We start from the raw sequence: 18,391 nt of genomic DNA, 5'->3' as shown, positions 1-18,391 counted from the left end.
CTTGATATATATTAGCATAATACTAATTGTTTTTCAATTGCTTTTTATAGCTTTCTATAAATTTTTCATCGTCTTCCGTTAAAGGATATCGATCAAGTAAGTCCGGTCGCTTATGATAAGTACGGATTAATTTTTGTTCATGTCGCCATTGTTCAATATTTGCATGATTACCTGATAATAATACATCTGGAACGGTCATACCTTCAAATTCTCTTGGACGCGTATATTGAGGAAATTCTAATAGACCATCTGAGAACGAATCATCTTGATGTGATTGTTGATTTCCTAATACACCTGGTATTAATCGTACAATCGCATCTGTCATCGTCATCGCTGGCAATTCTCCTCCAGTTAATACATAATCCCCCATTGAAATTTCATCCGTCACTAGGTGCGTTCTTATACGTTCATCATAACCTTCATAATGTCCACAAATAAATACGATATGCTCAGCTTCGCTTAATTCTTGTGCAATTTCTTGTGAAAAAGGTCTACCTTGAGGACACATTAAAATGACACGCGTTTTATCAGTTCGTTGTAAATCTTTCATAGCATTGAAGACTGGTTCAGGTTTTAGCACCATACCCTGTCCACCACCAAATGGGTAATCATCCACTTGATTATGTTTATTAATGGCGTAATCTCTAAAATTTACAGTATTCACACTAATGATTTCTTTATCCTGTGCCCTTTTTAAAATGGAGTGATTGAGCACGCCATCAAACATCTCAGGAAATAAAGTTAAATAATCAATTTTCATTAATCTAACAACCCTTCCATAGGTGTTATACGAATTGTTTTATTTTCAATATCTATTTCTTTAACTACATCAGCTATATAAGGAATGAGATATTCCTTTTCTCCTTTAACAACCCAAACATCGTTTGCACCTGTTTCAAAAATATTGATAACTCTGCCGATAGGTTGATCGTCATCATCAAATACAGTACTTCCAATGATGTCAGAGTAGTAATATTCATTTTCAGCTAATTCAATATCTTCATGATCGCGTTCTTGGTACAAATAGTCACCTTTATATTGTTCGACGTCATTAATGTTATTTATTCCCTCAAATTTCAACATATGGAATCCTTTATGAACACGGTAAGATAAGACCGTCAATTGTTCTTCATGATTTTGATGATTTACCGTCAATACTTCACCTGGTTGGAAACGGGTATCGGTAAAATCGGAATTAGATTTCACTTTAACTTCACCTTTAATTCCATGTGTATTTACGATTTGACCAACTTCAACTTGCATATTTGCACCTCATTTAATCCATTAATGTCATTTTGTTTATCATATCATGATTTTTCAGTATTTAAAAAGGCGCCATCAGTTGGCGCCTCTATTACTTTACTTATAAAGTTTAAGCTAATTATTTAGCGTGTTTTTGTTCATCAAAAGTTTTTAAAATACCTTGTTTAGATAAGATATTATGAACTGTATCAGTTGGTTTAGCACCGTCTTTTAACCATTTTAATGCTAATTCTTCATCAATTTTAACTTCTGGAGCATTAACACTAGCTGGGTTGTAAGTACCGATTTGTTCGATAATACGACCATCACGTGGTGAACGTGCGTCTGCTACTACGATACGATAAAATGGATTTCTTTTTGAACCTAAACGAGTTAAACGAATTTTAACTGCCATATATAAAACTCTCCTTTAAATCTTTTACTTTTTATTTTCTACAAGAAATAATATTAACAGTAACTTGATATTTTGTAAAGACTTTTTTCTTTACCAAATCTAGGTTTTTTTAAAACCGTAGATTTGGTTATGGACTAGCTTTAGCTAGGCCGAACCTTATTACCTAAATGTTTGGTAGTACATTTATTTTTCAATAAACATCAAAATATCGAACGCTATTTGAGGAGCGTTCGATATTTTCACTTAATTAAAATGGTAAGTTCATACCTTTTAACATATTTTCCATTTGACTACGTTTACCTTTTTTACCTTTACGGCCTGCACCACTGAATTGTTTCATCATTTTCTTCATATCGTTAAATTGTTTCATCAAGCGATTCACTTCTTGTAGTGAACGACCAGAACCTTTGGCGATACGTTTTTTTCTAGATACATTTAGTACTGCTGGATTTTCTCTTTCACTTGGTGTCATAGACTGGATAATCGCTTTAATATGGTCAATTTGCTTTTCATCCATATTTAACTTATCCATGCCTTTCATCTTATTCATTCCTGGAATCATTTTCATGATGTCATCAAGTGGGCCAAGGTTTTTAACTTGATCCAATTGTTCAAGGAAATCGTCCAAAGTGAACGTAGAATTACGCATTTTTTGTTCTAAATCTTTAGCTTTTTCTTGGTCAACATCTTGTTGTGCCTTTTCAATAAGACTTAAAACATCTCCCATACCAAGTATACGAGAAGCCATTCGCTCTGGGTGGAACAGTTCAAGTCCATCCATCTTCTCACTCATACCAACAAATTTAATTGGTTTTTGAGTTACTGAGCGAATAGATAATGCAGCACCACCACGAGTGTCCCCATCTAATTTAGTCAACGTAACACCAGTAACGTCTAATTGGTCATCAAATGATTGAGCAACGTTAACAGCGTCTTGCCCAGTCATAGCATCTACAACTAACATGATTTCATTAGGTTTAGAAATTTCTTTAACTTCTTGAAGTTCATTCATTAACGCTTCATCAATATGCAAACGACCTGCTGTATCAATGATTACAAAATCTAAATGTTCTTCTTTGGCATGTTTTAATGCATTTTCAACGATTTGTTGCGGTTTAACTTGGTCCCCTTCACTATAAACAGGAACATCAAGTTGTTTACCTACCGTTTGTAATTGATTAATTGCGGCTGGACGATAAATATCCGCTGCAACTAACATTGGCTTTTTATTATATTTTTTACGCATTAATAATGCTAGTTTACCGGCTGTTGTTGTTTTACCTGCACCTTGTAAACCAACCATCATAACAACAGTTGGTGGCTTGTTTGCCATTTTAATCGTTGAGTTTTCGCCACCCATTAATTGAGTTAATTCATCTTGTACAATCTTAATGACTTGTTGACCAGGTGTTAATGATTGCATTACATCTGATCCTAAGGCACGATCTGACACTGTCTTAACAAATTCTTTAACTACTTTAAAGTTTACATCGGCTTCTAATAATGCTAATCGTACTTCACGCATCATTGCTTTAATATCCGCTTCAGTAACTTTACCTTTACCACGCATTCTCTGCATCGTAGCTTGCAAACGATCGGATAATCCTTCAAATGCCATATCAATTGCCCTCCTTTATCTCTATTTATTCTAATTCTTCTAATTGATTAATGTATTGTTCTAACTTCTTAGAATCATTTAATGTTTGTTTCATATCGTCATAAATTTTACGACGTTGTTCAAATTTTTCATACAAATTCAATTTAGCTTCATAATCTTCTACTAAATCGCCAGTTCTTCTTATATTATCATAAACTGCTTGTCTACTCACATCAAATGTCTCTGCAATTTCACTTAGTGAATAGTCTCTCAAATAAAACAGTTCCAAATAATTTCTTTGTTTTTCAGTTAATAATGTTTGATAAAAATCAAACAAATAATTCATTCGCAAAGTTTTAACTAAATCATTTTTCCCCATTTGGATTATCCTCATTATTAAAATCTAATTCAGCAACTTCATCTGGAATATCTTCATTTTGTTCAATCATATCTGCAAATAAGCCATATACATAACTTTCTGGGTTAAATGGTTGTAAGTCATCAAGTTTCTCACCTAATCCTACATATTTCACAGGTATATGAAGTTCATTTCTAATCGCAAGTACAATACCACCTTTAGCAGTACCATCTAATTTAGTTAATACTATACCTGATACGTTTGTAACTTCTTTAAATGAACGTGCTTGAGATAATGCGTTTTGACCTGTTGTTGCATCTAAGCATAATAAAGCTTCATGTGGCGCATCTGGTACAGCTCGGCTAATGACACGTTTCATTTTATCCAATTCTTGCATTAAATTAGATTTGTTTTGTAAACGTCCTGCAGTATCACAAATTAATATATCGACACCTTTATTTTTAGCGGCATTAATTGCATCATATACAACTGCTGCAGGATCTGAACCCTCACTTTGACGAATTACTTCAACACCTACACGGTCTCCCCAAACTTGTAGTTGATCAATTGCACCAGCTCTAAATGTATCTCCAGCGGCAAGCATTACTTTTTTGCCTTCCATTTTATATCTGTGTGCTAATTTACCGATTGTAGTTGTTTTACCAACACCATTTACGCCAACCATTAAAATGACATTCAAACGGCCGTCTTCAAGATTCATTGCTTCTGATTGGTCATCTTCTTGATGATAGATTTCAACAATCTTTTCAACAATAACTTCACGTAAATCTTCAGTTTCTTGTATATTTCGACGTTGTGCTTCAGTACGTAATTCTTCTGTTAATTGCATCACTGTGTTGAAACCAACATCTGCAGTGATTAACATTTCTTCAAGTGCTTCGAAGAAATCTTCATCTACTGTTCTATAACGTGCGATCAAATTATTAAGTTGTTCTTGGAAGTTCTGACGTGATTTTTCAAGTCCTGCTTTAAATTTAGCACCCATTTTTTGTGCTTCAATTTCTTCAAAATCTTCAATTGAAATTAATCCATCGTCATCAAAGTCCGCTTCACTTAATTTACGTGGTTTTTTCTTCGGTTCTATCTGTGCTTCATCATTGTCATCATGAGTTGCGCTACTCTGATTACCCTCTTCTTCTGATAATTCTTGTTCTATATCTTCAGTAGATTTCGTTGAAAATTTGTCTTTTAATCGTTTAAAGAAACTCATGCTTGTTCCTCCTTCATAACCTCATCAATTGTATTTAAGTTGACACTTACTAATTTTGAAACACCTGACTCTTGCATCGTCACACCATATAAACGGTCTGAATATTCCATAGTTCCTTTTCGATGTGTAATAACAATAAATTGAGTTTGAATAGATAATTCTTTTAAAAATTGAGCGTATCGAATTACATTTGCTTCATCGAGTGCAGCCTCTACTTCATCTAGTATAACAAATGGAGCAGATCTTACTTTCAAGATAGCAAATAGTAGTGCAATAGCACTTAATGCACGCTCACCACCACTTAATAAAGATAAGTGTTGCAATTTCTTACCAGGTGGTTGAACAATAATATCGACACCAGCTGATAAATAATCATCATCTGTTAACTCTAATTTAGCATGTCCACCTCCAAATAACGACTGAAATACTGTCGTAAAATGAGCTTGCACTTGTAAAAACGTTTCTTTAAAACGACCTTTCACTTCTTGGTCCATCTCACTTATAATTTGTTCAAGTGTTTGTTTCGCTTCACGCAAGTCTATACGTTGTTCATCTAGGAAAGTATAACGCTCATTTAATTCTTCAAATTGCTCAATAGCATTAATATTTACTGGCCCTAGTTCTTCAATTGACATTTTAGTTAGTTTGACTTTCTTTCTCAGCGCATCAATTGGCGTTTCTGAAGAGAATTCACTTCTAGCCCGCTCAACAGTTAGTTGATATTCATCATTCAAATGATCAATTGCATGGTTAATCAATACATCTAATTTCGATTGTTGTGCTTTTATATCTTGATAAAAACTTTCAATTGACAATAAATCTTGATGACATTCTTGCAATGTAGCTTCATGTGACTCAACATCTTCATTGACATCAATACGTTCTTTTTTCAATTGTTTTAACTGATCAGTGATGGATTGTCGGTCATTTTCTTTAGATTTTATCTGTTGTTGTAATTTTTCAAATGCTTGTTCCCCCATCATTTCGTCAGAATTGAAGAGTTTAATTTTATCGTCAACATTTGTTAATTGTTTGTTAATCGTCTCTATCTGTTTATCTGTACGTTCTAATGACGCTTTTTGAGCATTTATTCGTTCTTTAATTACAGCTAAGTCAGAGCGTTTTTGGTTTAATTGTTGTTGCACTTGAGTGGTATTCTCTTTACCTTCTTTAGATAATTGAGTATAACGTTCAATATCTGTTTCAAGTTGTTTTAACTTACCTTGAATAATAGTTAATCGCTCTTGTTTTTCAGTTAAAGTAATGCGACTATTTTCACTTTGGTAGCCATCATTTTTCTCGAATTCAAATTCCTCATGTTCATCTTTAATGTGCGCTTCTTGTGTTTTAAGTCGATCTAATTCTAACGCTTCGTTATGAGATTGTTCTTTTACTTCGTTATATTGCTGACTCATTTTAAAATAAGATTCGCTGAGATGTTCAACTTCATTTTTTTGTTTTTGTAACTGTTTCTCGAAATCTTGTGTTTGCGATTCATAATCTTTTAATTGATTACGCATAGTTGTCAGTTCATCTTTTTGTGAAAGAATACTCTTCGTCTTGCGCGCACCACCACCGGTCATAGAACCACCAGGATTAACAATATCTCCTTCTAAAGTTACAATGCGCGTTTTATATTGGATAGCTCTTGCCAGTTCATTAGCATGTTTCAAATTGTCTACGATAATAGTAGTACCTATTAAATTTTCAACTACAGCTTGATATTGTGAATTAACTTTAATCGCATCTGAAGCTACATTGATAAATCCATTGGTATTTTCAGCGATGTGCCTAATATTATTAGATAATTGTCTAGATTTTATAACATTTAATGGTAAGAATGTGGCTCTACCAAGACCCTTTTGTTTTAAAAATTGTATTGCCTGGCGTCCATCTTTTTCAGTATCAACTATGATATGTTGTAATGAAGCACCTAATGCGGTCTCAATCGCTTGAGTCAATTCAGATGGCACATTTATCACTTCTGCAACAGCACCATGAATACCTTGTAGGTTATCATTTTTAGCTTTTAACACATGTTTAACACCATTAAAGAAATAAGTATAATCCTCTTCTTGAGTTTCTAAACTCTCTATTCTAGCTCTCATTTTATCAGTGTATCGATAAGCCTGATAAAGTTTATCTTCATATTCAGTTTGAGTTTGTTTAGCTTTTGATAACTGCTGTTCTAGTTGACTTATTTGAGTCTCAATATCGCTCAATTGTTTAACAGTAGCTTGATGGTTGCGTTCTGTATTAGAAATTTCACTTTGCAACGCTTTAAGTTGATTGAACGCTTCAACCAAGCGAGAATCTAAGCGTGATTTTTTCGCTTCATTCTCTTTAATCGTATGCTCTAAAAAGCGAATATCATTATTTACATCTGATTGTTCAGACATTAATTCATAGTATTCATTTTTGATTGATTCCAATTTTTCGTCATGTTGTTCATCAGAAACATACAGTTGTGATTCTAATTGATGAATACTATTATTCAACTCTTTTTGTTTTTCTTTTAAAGTAGTAATTTGTTGAGTAATATCAGCTTTTTCATTTTGAGCATTTTTTAATTCTTGATGTAAATTATCTAACTCTTCTTCAAAACGAGCATTCGTTTCTGATTGATTTCGTTTTCTTTCTTCTAAAACATTCAACTGACCTGTGAACTTTTCATATTCTTCAGTAGCTTTGATTAAATCATAGTTTAATTGTTCAATGTCATTATCAATTTGTTGACGTTGAGACTTTTGCTTTTGAATATATTTATTAATCTGAGCTTGTTTTGCTTCTTTATCCGCTTGTTGGCTTTTTAAATCATTTAATTTTTGATCCAGTTGACGATTATCCTCTGAATATTGGTCGATATCATGTACAGTAACAATAACATCACTTTGTTTCATCTCTTCAGACAATTTTAAATACTCTTTTGCAATTGATGCTTCAGCTTTTAATGGTTCAACGCGTCCTTCTAAATCATATAAAATATCTTCTACGCGCGTAAGATTATCTTCAGTGTGGTCTAACTTTTGTAATGATTCAGCTTTTCGCTTCTTATATTTTAATACACCAGCTGATTCTTCAAGTATTTGTCGTCTATCAATAGGTTTAGCATTTAAAATTTCATCTACTCTACCTTGAGATATAATACTAAATGCTTCTTTTCCTAAACCAGAATCCAGGAATAGTTCAGTGATATCCCTTAAACGCGCTTTATCATTATTAAGATAGTATTCGCTCTCACCACTACGATATAAACGACGTGTCACGACGATATCATCTGAATCAACTTGTAACTTTCTAGCTTTATTGTCAAGTTTCAATTGTACTTCTGCATAATTCTGAGCGTTTCGATGTTCTGCTCCTGAAAAAATAATATCTTCCATTTTAGAGCCACGTAATGATTTGGCGGACTGTTCACCTAATACCCATTTAATGGCATCAGTGATATTACTTTTTCCGCTACCATTAGGCCCAACAATTGCAGTTACACCCTTGTCAAATTGAACATCTGTGTGATCTGCAAATGATTTAAAACCTATGGCATCAATTGATTTTAAATACACCATACTATTCTCCTTGTTAATCATTCCACTCATTCTAGTTGAGAGGAGGACAATATTTTACCGTTTAATGGTTTTCTTTAATATATGTTAAAGATTATTATTGCTTTTTAATTTTGAATAAGCGCTCTCTGCCGCTTTTTGTTCTGATTCTTTTTTAGTTTTACCTTGACCTGTTGCTACTGCTTCATTCTCTAAAATGACTTCCGACGTAAACAATCGATGATGCGCTGGACCTTCTTCTTTAATTAAACGATAAGTCACATCTCCACGATTTTGACTATGAACATACTCTTGAAATTGTGTTTTAAAATCAACAACACCAACCAATTCATCATCCTCAACATATGGAAAAATCACTTTCTCAGCAAACTGCCAAACTACATCTAATCCTTGATCAAGATATAAAGCCCCGACAAAAGCTTCAAAGGCATCGGACACTAATGAAGGGCGTGTTCTCCCACCCGTTTTTTCTTCACCTTTACCTAATAAGATAAGTTGATTTAACTCGATTTTGTTAGCAAATATTACAAGTGAGGGCTCACATACAATTGTTGCACGCATTTTTGTTAAATTACCTTCTGGTAGATCCGGATGTTTATCAAAAAGGTAGCGTGATACCGTCAATTCTAATACCGCATCGCCTAGAAATTCGAGTCGCTCATTATGCGCCAAACGATCCATATTAAAGTCATTGATAAAACTTGAATGAGAAAAAGCTTGTTGATACAAGTCAATATTTGAATATGTAAATCCCAACTCATTCATTTTCTTCGCAAACTGTTGTTGAAAGTCATTAACCATTTCTATTTTTTTTGGATTAGTCACATTAGAACCTCCCATATGTTTATTCTTAGTTTGATTCTTAAGAAAAAAATCTGAGCCATCTTGTAGACGACTCAGATGTAAGTTTTTATTTTTCAAGACTATTGATGTATTTAACTGCATCACCAACAGTATTGATTTTTTCAGCTTCTTCATCAGGAATTTCAGTACCAAATTCATCTTCTAATTCCATCACTAATTCAGCGATATCAAGTGAGTCAGCGCCTAAATCATCTTTGAAAGATGCGTCTTCAGTTACTTTATCAGCATCTACACCTAAACGGTCAACGATGATATCTTTTACTTTATCGAAGTTTTCCACGTCGATTCACCTCCTTTAAAAGTGTCTATCCATAGACTACTATATTTTCCCATTTTAATGGGTAAAATACAAGCATTTCTTAAACACTGATAATAAAATTCAAGTACTTCAATTACATGTACATGCCACCATTGACATGGATTGTTTGGCCAGTAATATATTTTGCTCTATCAGATGCTAAAAATGCTACTGTATTCGCTATATCTGTATCTTCACCAAATCGAGATAAAGGTATTTGTTCTAACATTTGTGATTTTAAATCATCACTCAGTGCGTCTGTCATATCCGAAACAATGAAACCAGGTGCTACCGCATTGACTGTAATACCACGTGATGCAAGTTCACGTGCGCTTGATTTCGTTAAACCTTCTATACCTGCTTTAGTAGCAACATAGTTAGCTTGTCCTGGATTACCCATGGCACCTACAATACTTGATAAGTTAATAATTGCTCCACCACGTTGACGAAGCATTTGAGGTGTAGCTTTTTGAATGCAATTAAATGTACCTTTAAGGTTAGTATTGATAACATCATCCCATTCATGTTCTTTCATGCGCATTAATAAGTTATCACGAGTGATACCAGCGTTATTCACAAGTACATCTATCGAACCAAATTGACTAACGACTTCTTTAATCATAGCTTTAACTTCGTCACCTTCAGCTACATTTGCTTGAATCGCAAAACTTTCAACACCTTTAGCTTTAATTTCAGAAACAACTGCTTCAGCTTTTTCTTTATTACCTGCATAGTTTACGGCTACATTGAAACCATCTTCAGCCAATTGTAATGCGATACTACGACCTATACCTCTTGAAGCACCAGTCACTAATGCATTTTTATTCGTCATGATTATTCCATCCTTTCACATCTTCTAATGTTTGAATTGATGTCAATTTAACATCGCGATTTATTTTCTTAATTAAACCAGATAAGACCTTACCAGGACCAATTTCTATAAAATGATCTACACCTTGCGCAATTAACCATTCTGCTGATTCGATAAATTCAACAGGTGAATATAATTGTTTAATCATATTGGACTTAATTGTTGCTGCATCAGTTTCACCCTGTGCATTAACATTTTGAACAATCGGGAACGATGCATCATGCCACTCAAATTGATTAATGAAAGACTCAAAGTCTTTTTCAATCACTTGCATCATTGAAGAATGAAAAGGTCCAGAAACCGCTAAAGGTAAGACACGTTTAGCACCTAACGATTTACCTTCTTCAACAAATTTATCAATAAGTGATTTGTGACCTGACACTACAATTTGACCTGGACAATTAATGTTTGCTGGTTCGACCAATTCATCATTTGTAGATAATTCTTTACAAATTCGGTCTACTTCTTCATAACTCAAACCTAATACTGCTGCCATACTACCAACACCATTTGGAAAAGCTTGAGCCATTAATTGACCACGTTTGCGAACAATCTTAACTGCATCTTCAAATTTTAATACTCCTGCAGCAACTAAACTAGAATATTCACCTAAGCTGTGTCCCATAGTATAATCAGCATTAATATTATCTAATGCACTATATAATGCTATATTATGCGTCAATAAAGCTGGTTGTGTATGTTCAGTTTCACCTAGTTTGTTCTCATTATCTGTAAACATCGTTTCCAATAAATCAAAGTCCATTGCTTCTTGAGCTGTATTTAGAATATTTGTCGCTTTCGTATCCTCATTAAACAAATCACTTGCCATGCCAACTTTTTGTGCACCTTGTCCTGGGAAAATAATTGCTACCTTACTCATCCTTACCACCTACCGTCTCTCTCATAATATCGACAATCTTTTCATCGCCAGCAATTTTAGCTTGTCGAATTGCAGAATAAAACGCGCGAGCATTAGATCCACCATGCGCTTTAACAACCGTTCCGTCAAGACCTAATAATACTGATCCACCGTATTCTGCATAATCCATCTTCTTAGTAAATGTATCTAAGTCTTTTTTTAATACTAAAGCTGCTAGTTTGTTTTTTAAACTTCCTAAAAATGTTTCTTTCAACATTTTACCTATTGATTTTGCAGTACCTTCGATATTTTTAAGTACCATGTTACCCGTATATCCATCAGTTACCACTACATCAGTATTACCTTCCATTAACGTTTTAGCTTCAATATTACCATCAAAGTTAAAGCTTTGATCGTCTTTAAGTAGTTGGTAAGATTTCTTAGTCAATGTATTACCTTTAGCTGGTTCTGTACCGATATTTAATAATGATACTTTAGGATTTTGAATGCCACGGATTTTTTTAGCATAAATATTACCAAGTTGTGCATATTGCAATAAATGTTCAGGTTTCGCATCTGCATTGGCACCCACATCTAAAAATACAAATCCTTTACCATCAATTGTTGGTAAAGTGACTACAAGTGCTGGTCTTGCCACGCCTTTAATACGACCAACAATGAATAAACCTGCTGACATAAGCGCTCCGGTATTACCTGCAGACACACATCCATCCGCTTCACCATTTTTCACTGCTTCTGCCATTCTTACCATTGAACTGTCTTTCTTACGTTTAATAGCTCTAACAGGTTCGTCTTCCATTTCTATTTTCTCAGAACAATGTCTAAATTCTATACGTTCATGATTGAGTGTGTATTGATTTTTATCACCAAATAAAATAATCTCTAAATCTTTAAAATCATTAACTGCTTTCTCAACCGCTTCTAAGACGATACCGGGTGCGTCATCTCCACCCATCATATCAATAGCAATTTTAACCATGTCATTCATCCTCGCTTATATAAAACATTTTAAACGTTCCTTTAAACACTATTGTGTCTCTTACGTATGAGTTTACTTCTATAACATAATGGTGCGAAGTTTTATTTACAACGTGTGCTTCTGCCCTTACTGTATCATTAAGTTTAACTTTCTCAATGAATGCTACATTACTTTCCTGTGTTAGCACTGTTGATTTATGTATTAAAGCTACACAAAGCGAATTTGCCTGAGCAAATAACACATGACCTCGTGCTATCTGAGTCTTCATAAAAACGGATTCTTCAGTAATTTCAATGAGGGATTGAGCAGATATATTTGGTTCAACTTGAATTAAATCTCCAACCACTTCATTTGCCTCTAGGGCACGAATTTGTTCATAATTTTGCTCAGCTACTAATTTAATACGCTTTCGTAGTTCTGGAATACTTAGGTTTGTTCTATCTAACCGTATGGTTTGAATACTAACTTCAAACTGTTCACATAATTCACTATCCGTAATAAAGGGATTTAATTCTATTGCTTTTTGAATCGCCTGACGACGTTCCGCTTTTTTCAATTTCAATTAAATCCCTCCTTAAAAGTGAAATTAGTACCAAGTCTTAAACATTCCTCACATATCATAACACTTTCCGTTTGATAAGCTCAACAAATATCATAGTGCTATATTTTACTTTTTGACAATAGTGAATTTTAAGCATCAATCAAAACTCATATGTAGCAAGTTCTGATCAATGAATTCTCGTAAGTGCTGATATGTTTCTGTAAAAAATTTACCTGATTGTATCAACTCTGCCGCTTCGTCTCGAGCTACTTCAAGCATTCGATAATCTTCAACAATGTTCGCTACCATAAAGTCAGGCAAACCACTTTGTTTAACTCCAAAGAAGTCACCAGGACCACGCATTTCTAAATCACGCTCACTCAATTCAAAACCGTCCGTTGTTTGCGTCATAATAGTCATGCGTTCTATGCCAGTTTCTGTCTTGGGAGATGCAATAAGGACACAGTAACTTTGATGTTCACTACGTCCTACACGACCTCTTAATTGATGCAACGTTGATAAACCAAAGCGGTCTGCATCATATATCATCATAAATGTCGCGTTTGGTACATTGACGCCAACTTCAACTACAGTTGTTGAAACTAGTATATCTATATCATGTTGACTGAATCGCGTCATAACCTCATCTTTTTCTTCAGCTGGCATTTTACCATGTAATAATCCTACTTTTTCCTCTCCATAATGCAGTTTAAGTGATTCATACAACTCAACTACATTTTGCACATCTTCAAGATGCTCTGAACTCTCTATCAATGGACATATTACATAGGCTTGACGTCCTTTCTTAAGTTCAGACGTCATTTGCGATAGCACTTGCTCATATTGTTCATGCTTTGCCCAATTTGTAATAATTGGCTTGCGCCCTTTAGGTAGTTGCTTAATTGATGACACATCCATTTCACCAAATACGGATATAGCAAGTGTTCTAGGAATCGGTGTTGCTGTCATAAAGAGTACATTCGTCATTGCACCCTTTTCTCTTAAAAGTTGACGTTGATTGACTCCGAAGCGATGTTGTTCATCTGTTATGACAAGTCCTACATTTTGAAATGTTACATCATCTTGAATAAGCGCATGTGTACCTATTAAACAATCAATAGTACCATTTTCTAATTGCTCTAATAGAACTTTTCTTTTTTTACCTTTAACAGAACCTGTCAGCAATGCTACATTCATGTACTCACCGAACAGTTCAGTTAAACTATTTGCATGTTGTTCAGCTAAAATTTCAGTTGGGACCATTAATGCTGATTGATAGCCCGCTGTTTTCAACGCATACATACATATTGCTGCAACAATTGTTTTACCTGACCCTACATCACCTTGTAGTAATCGGTGCATACGTATCGGTGCTTTTAGATCTCTGAAGATTTCATTTACACTCTTTTTTTGTGCATCAGTTAATTCAAAAGGTAAAGTTTCTATAAAATCTTTCACTTTTTGAATATCGTAATTTATCTCAATAGCTTCGTCAGATGACTTTTCTAAACGATTTAACCACTGCATTCTTAATTCAAACATAAATAACTCAGTAAAGGCATATGTTCTTCTAGCACGTAATAAGTCCTGTCGATCCTTGGGTCGATGTAAGGCATGGAGTGTATCCTCTAAGGATTCTAATTTATATTTCTGTTTAAGTTCTTCTGTAAGCCATTCATGAATTGTAACATCATCTAAAGTTTGATAAATCATATCCCGCATTTGTTTTTGTTTAATGCCCTCTTTAATGCGATAAACAGGTTCTAACTTAATTTCACTTGTATCTTGTGATTTTTCATTAAAAAACATCCTGTTTCCATTTATTTCTTGTTTTGCACGATTCCATTTTCCTTTAACAGTTACCGTCCCATGAAGTTCAATTTTCTTTTTCAAGTATGGTTGATTAAAGAAGATACACTTGACCGCGATGTTATCTACCATCAAGTGCACTGTTAACTTTGATTTATTTCTGCCGAAAAATGCGACAGTTGGCATCGAATAAACTTCTCCGACAATTGTAACTGTAGATTGATCTTCAGCCATATTTAAATCTACAACTGTATTATCTTCGTATCGAGTCGGTAGATAGAGTACTAAGTCTTCAACCGTATTAATATTCAGTTCTTGCAATAAAGCAATTCTTTTTGGTCCTAGTCCTTTGATACTTTGAAGCGGATACGGACTTTCTATTAAATTGACTTTAGTCATAACTTCTCACCTAGTATTTGTAATATTAATTTTTATTTTATCATGATTAGGCTGATTAATTGATTGTTACGCCTTTGCACTATAAAAAAGGTACGAAACAATATTCATTACGAATTCATTGTTCCGCACCCTAATTCACTATATGATTAATGATTATCTTTCACATGCCCATCCATCTTTATCACGGTCTAACTTAGATTGATAAGCAGGATGTCCTTTTTTAACTCCATTGGGATATTTCTTTCTCATCAAAGTACAATTTTTATAATTTTCTTTAGATTGCTTTTTTGTTGTTTTTGAAGGCGAGGTCTTTGGTGTTGTTGGCTTCACAGTAGACTTGGCAGTAGATGTCTGACCTGACTTGGTTTTAGAGTTCGATGTTGTCGTACTCCAAATATTTAGCTTTTCAGCTTGAGCTTTCGATTGACTCACCTTCAACATCTGTTCGAACGTATTATTAGGTGGATAAATGTATGTTACGCGTGCTAATCCTTGTCTTACAACGGCTTCGTTAACCATTCTACCATCAGCATAAACATACGCTAAATAACGACCATATTTATCTGTGCGTTGCCCTCTATCAAACTGCACTTGAATAGTACGAGCATTCGCTAACATATTTGTCGTGAAACGACTAGCTTCTGGACCATATTTTTGAACAGGTTTACGTGGATCTTTAGTTTCAGGTGTATCGATAAGCAACAATCTAAAAGTTGATTTCTTTCCTTTGTAAAGAAGTTGAACAGTATCTCCGTCGATGCCCTTCACAAATTTAACTTTCTCTTTTGTTAATACATTACTTTGCGCATTAACGATGTGCTGTGGCATTACTACTAATATTGAGGTAAATGCTATTAAAATCGACAAACTTGCAATAGCAACCTTCTTTTTAAAAAGAATTAACATAAGACTTATAATAATAAAAAGACAAATAAATACTAAATATATGTTCCCCATAAGTATTCTCCTAATAATTAATATACCTTTATTTTATACTAAATATCATAAAAAATACTATTAAAATTTTAATATTTTTATCATTTAAATCATTTATAAGAAAATGAAAGTTTAGCTCCATATAAAAAATAGCTATGAAGCATTCTATAGTCATAGATTACTTCATAGCTATTTTAGAAATTAGTTATTCAACTGAGAATAAATATTGATAAATCGGTTGTCCACCATTATGTTCTTCTACTTCAACATCTGGGTATTCACTTTCAACCCATTCTACTAATTTGTCAGAGATTTCATCATTTGCATCCTCACCAGCAATGATAGTTAAAATTTCACTATCTTCATTAAGCATAGCTTTAAGCAAACCAGTGACTGTAGCAAATTCATCATCATTGCTTGTAACAATTTTACTTTCTGACAATCCCATGAATTCGCCTTTTTTAATTTCTACACCATCAATTTTAGTGTCACGAACAGCAAATGTTACTGAACCAGATTTCACTGATTCTAATGCTGTTGTCATATGAGAGTGATTATCTTCAAGCGATGATGAAGGATCGTATTGGAACAATGCCGCAATACCCTGTGGTATTGATGTTGTAGGGATAACAACTGTATCCGCTTCAACTAAAGTTGCAGCTTGATCACTCGACATTCTAATATTTTTATTATTTGGTAGAATAATAGCGCGTTTGCATTGCGATTGCTCAATTACTTTCACAATATCTTCTGTTGAAGGGTTCATTGTTTGCCCACCACTTATGATATGTGTCGCACCCATAGATGTAAACAATTCAGAAATACCATCACCCATTGAAATCGCGATAATCGCAGTCTCAACTGTTTTTGATTCTTCTTGCTCTTCAGAATGATGATTTAGTTTCTCTTTTCTAATCACTTCACGATGTTGTTCACGCATATTTTCAACTTTTAATTTAATAAGTTCACCATACTCTTGACCATAGTTGAACACTTCACCAGGCGTTTCAGTATGTACGTGCACTTTAACAATTTCATCATCATTAATCACAAGTAAAGAATCACCGAATTGACTCATATCTGTTCTAAATGTTTGTTCATCAAATGCTCTTTTATCTTTTCCAAAGCGAACCATCATTTCAGTACAATAGCCGTATTTGATATCTTCTGTATTTATCACACCGTGGAAATCATGTTCTTCATGTACTAATTCTTCTGTGTTTAACTTTTCTTTTTTAGCTTCAATAGTTTGACCTGTCAATCCTTTTAAGAAGCCTTCATACACACATAGCAACCCTTTACCGCCACTATCTACTACACCAACTTCTTTTAATACGGCAAGTAGATTTGGCGTATTATTTAATGATTTTTCAGCTTCCGCAATTGTATATTCCATAACTTCAACGCAATCATCTGTTTCTTCGGCTTTATTAACCGCAGCTTTTGCAGCATCTTTAGCAACAGTTAAGATCGTACCTTCAACCGGTTTCATCACTGCTTTATAAGCTGTATCAACTCCCGCTTGAAAACTACTTGCAAGTTGTTGCGCATTTATTTCATTTTCAGTTTCGATATTTTTACAGAAACCTCTAAATAATTGAGATAGAATAACACCTGAGTTGCCACGAGCACCCATAAGTAATCCTTTAGAGAATGTCTTCCCTAATTCACCAATGCTTTGAGATAAATTATTTTCAACTTCTTCACGTCCAGAAGTAATTGTAAGATTCATATTAGTTCCTGTGTCGCCATCTGGCACAGGGTATACATTTAAAGAATCCACTAAATCTGCATTATTAGATAAATTTTGTGCCCCTTGTATTATCATATCGGCAAATAATTTACCATTAATTTTGCTAATCATCCTGCTAAGTCCTCCTATACCTACTTGCCCTTATTATTAAGTCTTACACCTTGTACAAATATATTAATTGAATTCACTTTAACATTTAGTGAGTTTTCAAGTGTATATTTTACTGATGATTGTACGTTGTTTGCTACTTCTGAAATTTTTACACCATAGCTTACAATAATATACATATCTATATCAATGACACCATTGTTTTCTTTTACTTCAATGCCTCTAGCATAATTTTCATGTCCTAAAATTTCGGCAATGCCATCTCTAACTTGTTGTCTTGATGCCATACCTACAATACCATAGCTTTCAACAGCTTTGCTGCCTACTACTGAAGCAATGACTTCATTTGAGATATCGATTTTACCATAATCATTTGAGATTTCTATTGTCATCTTTATATTCCTCCTGAAATTTGTTTAAAAATGACGAAACTATAAAATTTACAATTAAATTCATAATTGAAAATAACCGATTCTTCCATAAATAAGTCTTAATAACTTAATTAAATATATTACATAACTCCTCAGCTTACAATTATACCATAAAT

General features: G+C 33.8%; 17 protein-coding genes. All 17 read right to left on the bottom strand.

Annotated elements, in window-relative coordinates; genetic code table 11:
- Window positions 1-22 precede the first annotated feature (22 nt).
- The 17 genes from trmD to F1592_RS09390 all read right to left on the bottom strand — a co-directional run bounded on the left by trmD (window position 23) and on the right by F1592_RS09390 (window position 18,236).
- A complete protein-coding gene (gene trmD, locus F1592_RS09470; RefSeq protein ID WP_053017075.1) occupies window positions 23-760 on the bottom strand; it encodes a tRNA (guanosine(37)-N1)-methyltransferase TrmD in 738 nt (245 codons plus the stop codon).
- Complete coding sequence (gene rimM, locus F1592_RS09465) at window positions 760-1,263, bottom strand: ribosome maturation factor RimM (protein WP_053017074.1); 504 nt, start codon at window positions 1,261-1,263, stop codon at window positions 760-762. The genes trmD and rimM overlap by 1 nt, the downstream gene beginning before the upstream one ends.
- A gap of 118 nt (window positions 1,264-1,381) precedes the next feature.
- A complete protein-coding gene (gene rpsP / locus F1592_RS09460; RefSeq protein ID WP_011275962.1) occupies window positions 1,382-1,657 on the bottom strand; it encodes a 30S ribosomal protein S16 in 276 nt (91 codons plus the stop codon).
- 247 nt (window positions 1,658-1,904) lie between these two features.
- On the bottom strand, window positions 1,905-3,275 hold the full coding sequence (ffh, locus tag F1592_RS09455) for a signal recognition particle protein (RefSeq protein WP_037557994.1): 1,371 nt from the start codon (window positions 3,273-3,275) through the stop codon (window positions 1,905-1,907).
- 25 nt (window positions 3,276-3,300) lie between these two features.
- Window positions 3,301-3,633: a putative DNA-binding protein gene (locus F1592_RS09450; RefSeq protein WP_037537868.1), complete on the bottom strand. Its 333-nt coding sequence runs from the start codon at window positions 3,631-3,633 to the stop codon at window positions 3,301-3,303.
- Window positions 3,620-4,843, bottom strand: a complete 1,224-nt coding sequence (gene ftsY, locus F1592_RS09445) for a signal recognition particle-docking protein FtsY (RefSeq protein WP_037557992.1) — start codon at window positions 4,841-4,843, stop codon at window positions 3,620-3,622. Before ftsY ends, F1592_RS09450 begins: the two co-directional genes overlap by 14 nt.
- On the bottom strand, window positions 4,840-8,409 hold the full coding sequence (gene smc, locus F1592_RS09440; RefSeq protein WP_149809544.1) for a chromosome segregation protein SMC: 3,570 nt from the start codon (window positions 8,407-8,409) through the stop codon (window positions 4,840-4,842). Before smc ends, ftsY begins: the two co-directional genes overlap by 4 nt.
- Before the next feature lie 84 nt (window positions 8,410-8,493).
- Window positions 8,494-9,246: a ribonuclease III gene (gene rnc / locus F1592_RS09435; RefSeq protein WP_210423027.1), complete on the bottom strand. Its 753-nt coding sequence runs from the start codon at window positions 9,244-9,246 to the stop codon at window positions 8,494-8,496.
- A 70-nt stretch (window positions 9,247-9,316) separates the two neighbouring features.
- A complete protein-coding gene (locus F1592_RS09430; protein WP_001830184.1) occupies window positions 9,317-9,550 on the bottom strand; it encodes an acyl carrier protein in 234 nt (77 codons plus the stop codon).
- A 112-nt stretch (window positions 9,551-9,662) separates the two neighbouring features.
- Window positions 9,663-10,400, bottom strand: a complete 738-nt coding sequence (fabG, locus tag F1592_RS09425) for a 3-oxoacyl-[acyl-carrier-protein] reductase (RefSeq protein ID WP_053017072.1) — start codon at window positions 10,398-10,400, stop codon at window positions 9,663-9,665.
- The gene (gene fabD, locus F1592_RS09420; RefSeq protein WP_149809543.1) at window positions 10,390-11,319 is read right to left on the bottom strand and encodes an ACP S-malonyltransferase; all 930 of its coding nucleotides are present in this window, start codon (window positions 11,317-11,319) and stop codon (window positions 10,390-10,392) included. The genes fabG and fabD overlap by 11 nt, the downstream gene beginning before the upstream one ends.
- Window positions 11,312-12,298, bottom strand: coding sequence for a phosphate acyltransferase PlsX (gene plsX, locus F1592_RS09415; protein ID WP_037537880.1), 987 nt, complete (start codon window positions 12,296-12,298; stop codon window positions 11,312-11,314). Before plsX ends, fabD begins: the two co-directional genes overlap by 8 nt.
- 1 nt (window position 12,299) lies before the next feature.
- Window positions 12,300-12,860: a transcription factor FapR gene (fapR, locus tag F1592_RS09410; protein WP_053017071.1), complete on the bottom strand. Its 561-nt coding sequence runs from the start codon at window positions 12,858-12,860 to the stop codon at window positions 12,300-12,302.
- Window positions 12,861-12,995: 135 nt separating this feature from the next.
- A complete protein-coding gene (gene recG / locus F1592_RS09405) occupies window positions 12,996-15,047 on the bottom strand; it encodes an ATP-dependent DNA helicase RecG (protein ID WP_053017070.1) in 2,052 nt (683 codons plus the stop codon).
- Between the two features lie 153 nt (window positions 15,048-15,200).
- Entirely contained in the window at window positions 15,201-16,004 is an 804-nt protein-coding gene (locus tag F1592_RS09400; protein WP_053017069.1) for a thermonuclease family protein, read from the bottom strand.
- Window positions 16,005-16,188: 184 nt separating this feature from the next.
- Window positions 16,189-17,847 carry a fatty acid kinase catalytic subunit FakA gene (fakA, locus tag F1592_RS09395; protein WP_053017068.1) on the bottom strand — a complete coding sequence of 553 codons (1,659 nt, stop codon included), beginning with the start codon at window positions 17,845-17,847 and terminating at the stop codon, window positions 16,189-16,191.
- A gap of 20 nt (window positions 17,848-17,867) precedes the next feature.
- Entirely contained in the window at window positions 17,868-18,236 is a 369-nt protein-coding gene (locus F1592_RS09390; protein ID WP_011275975.1) for an Asp23/Gls24 family envelope stress response protein, read from the bottom strand.
- Between the last annotated feature and the right edge of the window lie 155 nt (window positions 18,237-18,391).

The sequence above is a fragment of the Staphylococcus sp. GDX7P312P genome, assembly GCF_008385775.1.
GTDB classification, from domain to species: Bacteria; Bacillota; Bacilli; order Staphylococcales; family Staphylococcaceae; genus Staphylococcus; species Staphylococcus haemolyticus.
The sequence above is the reverse complement of the archived record's forward strand: the minus strand, read 5'-3'. Positions and strand labels throughout refer to the sequence as shown.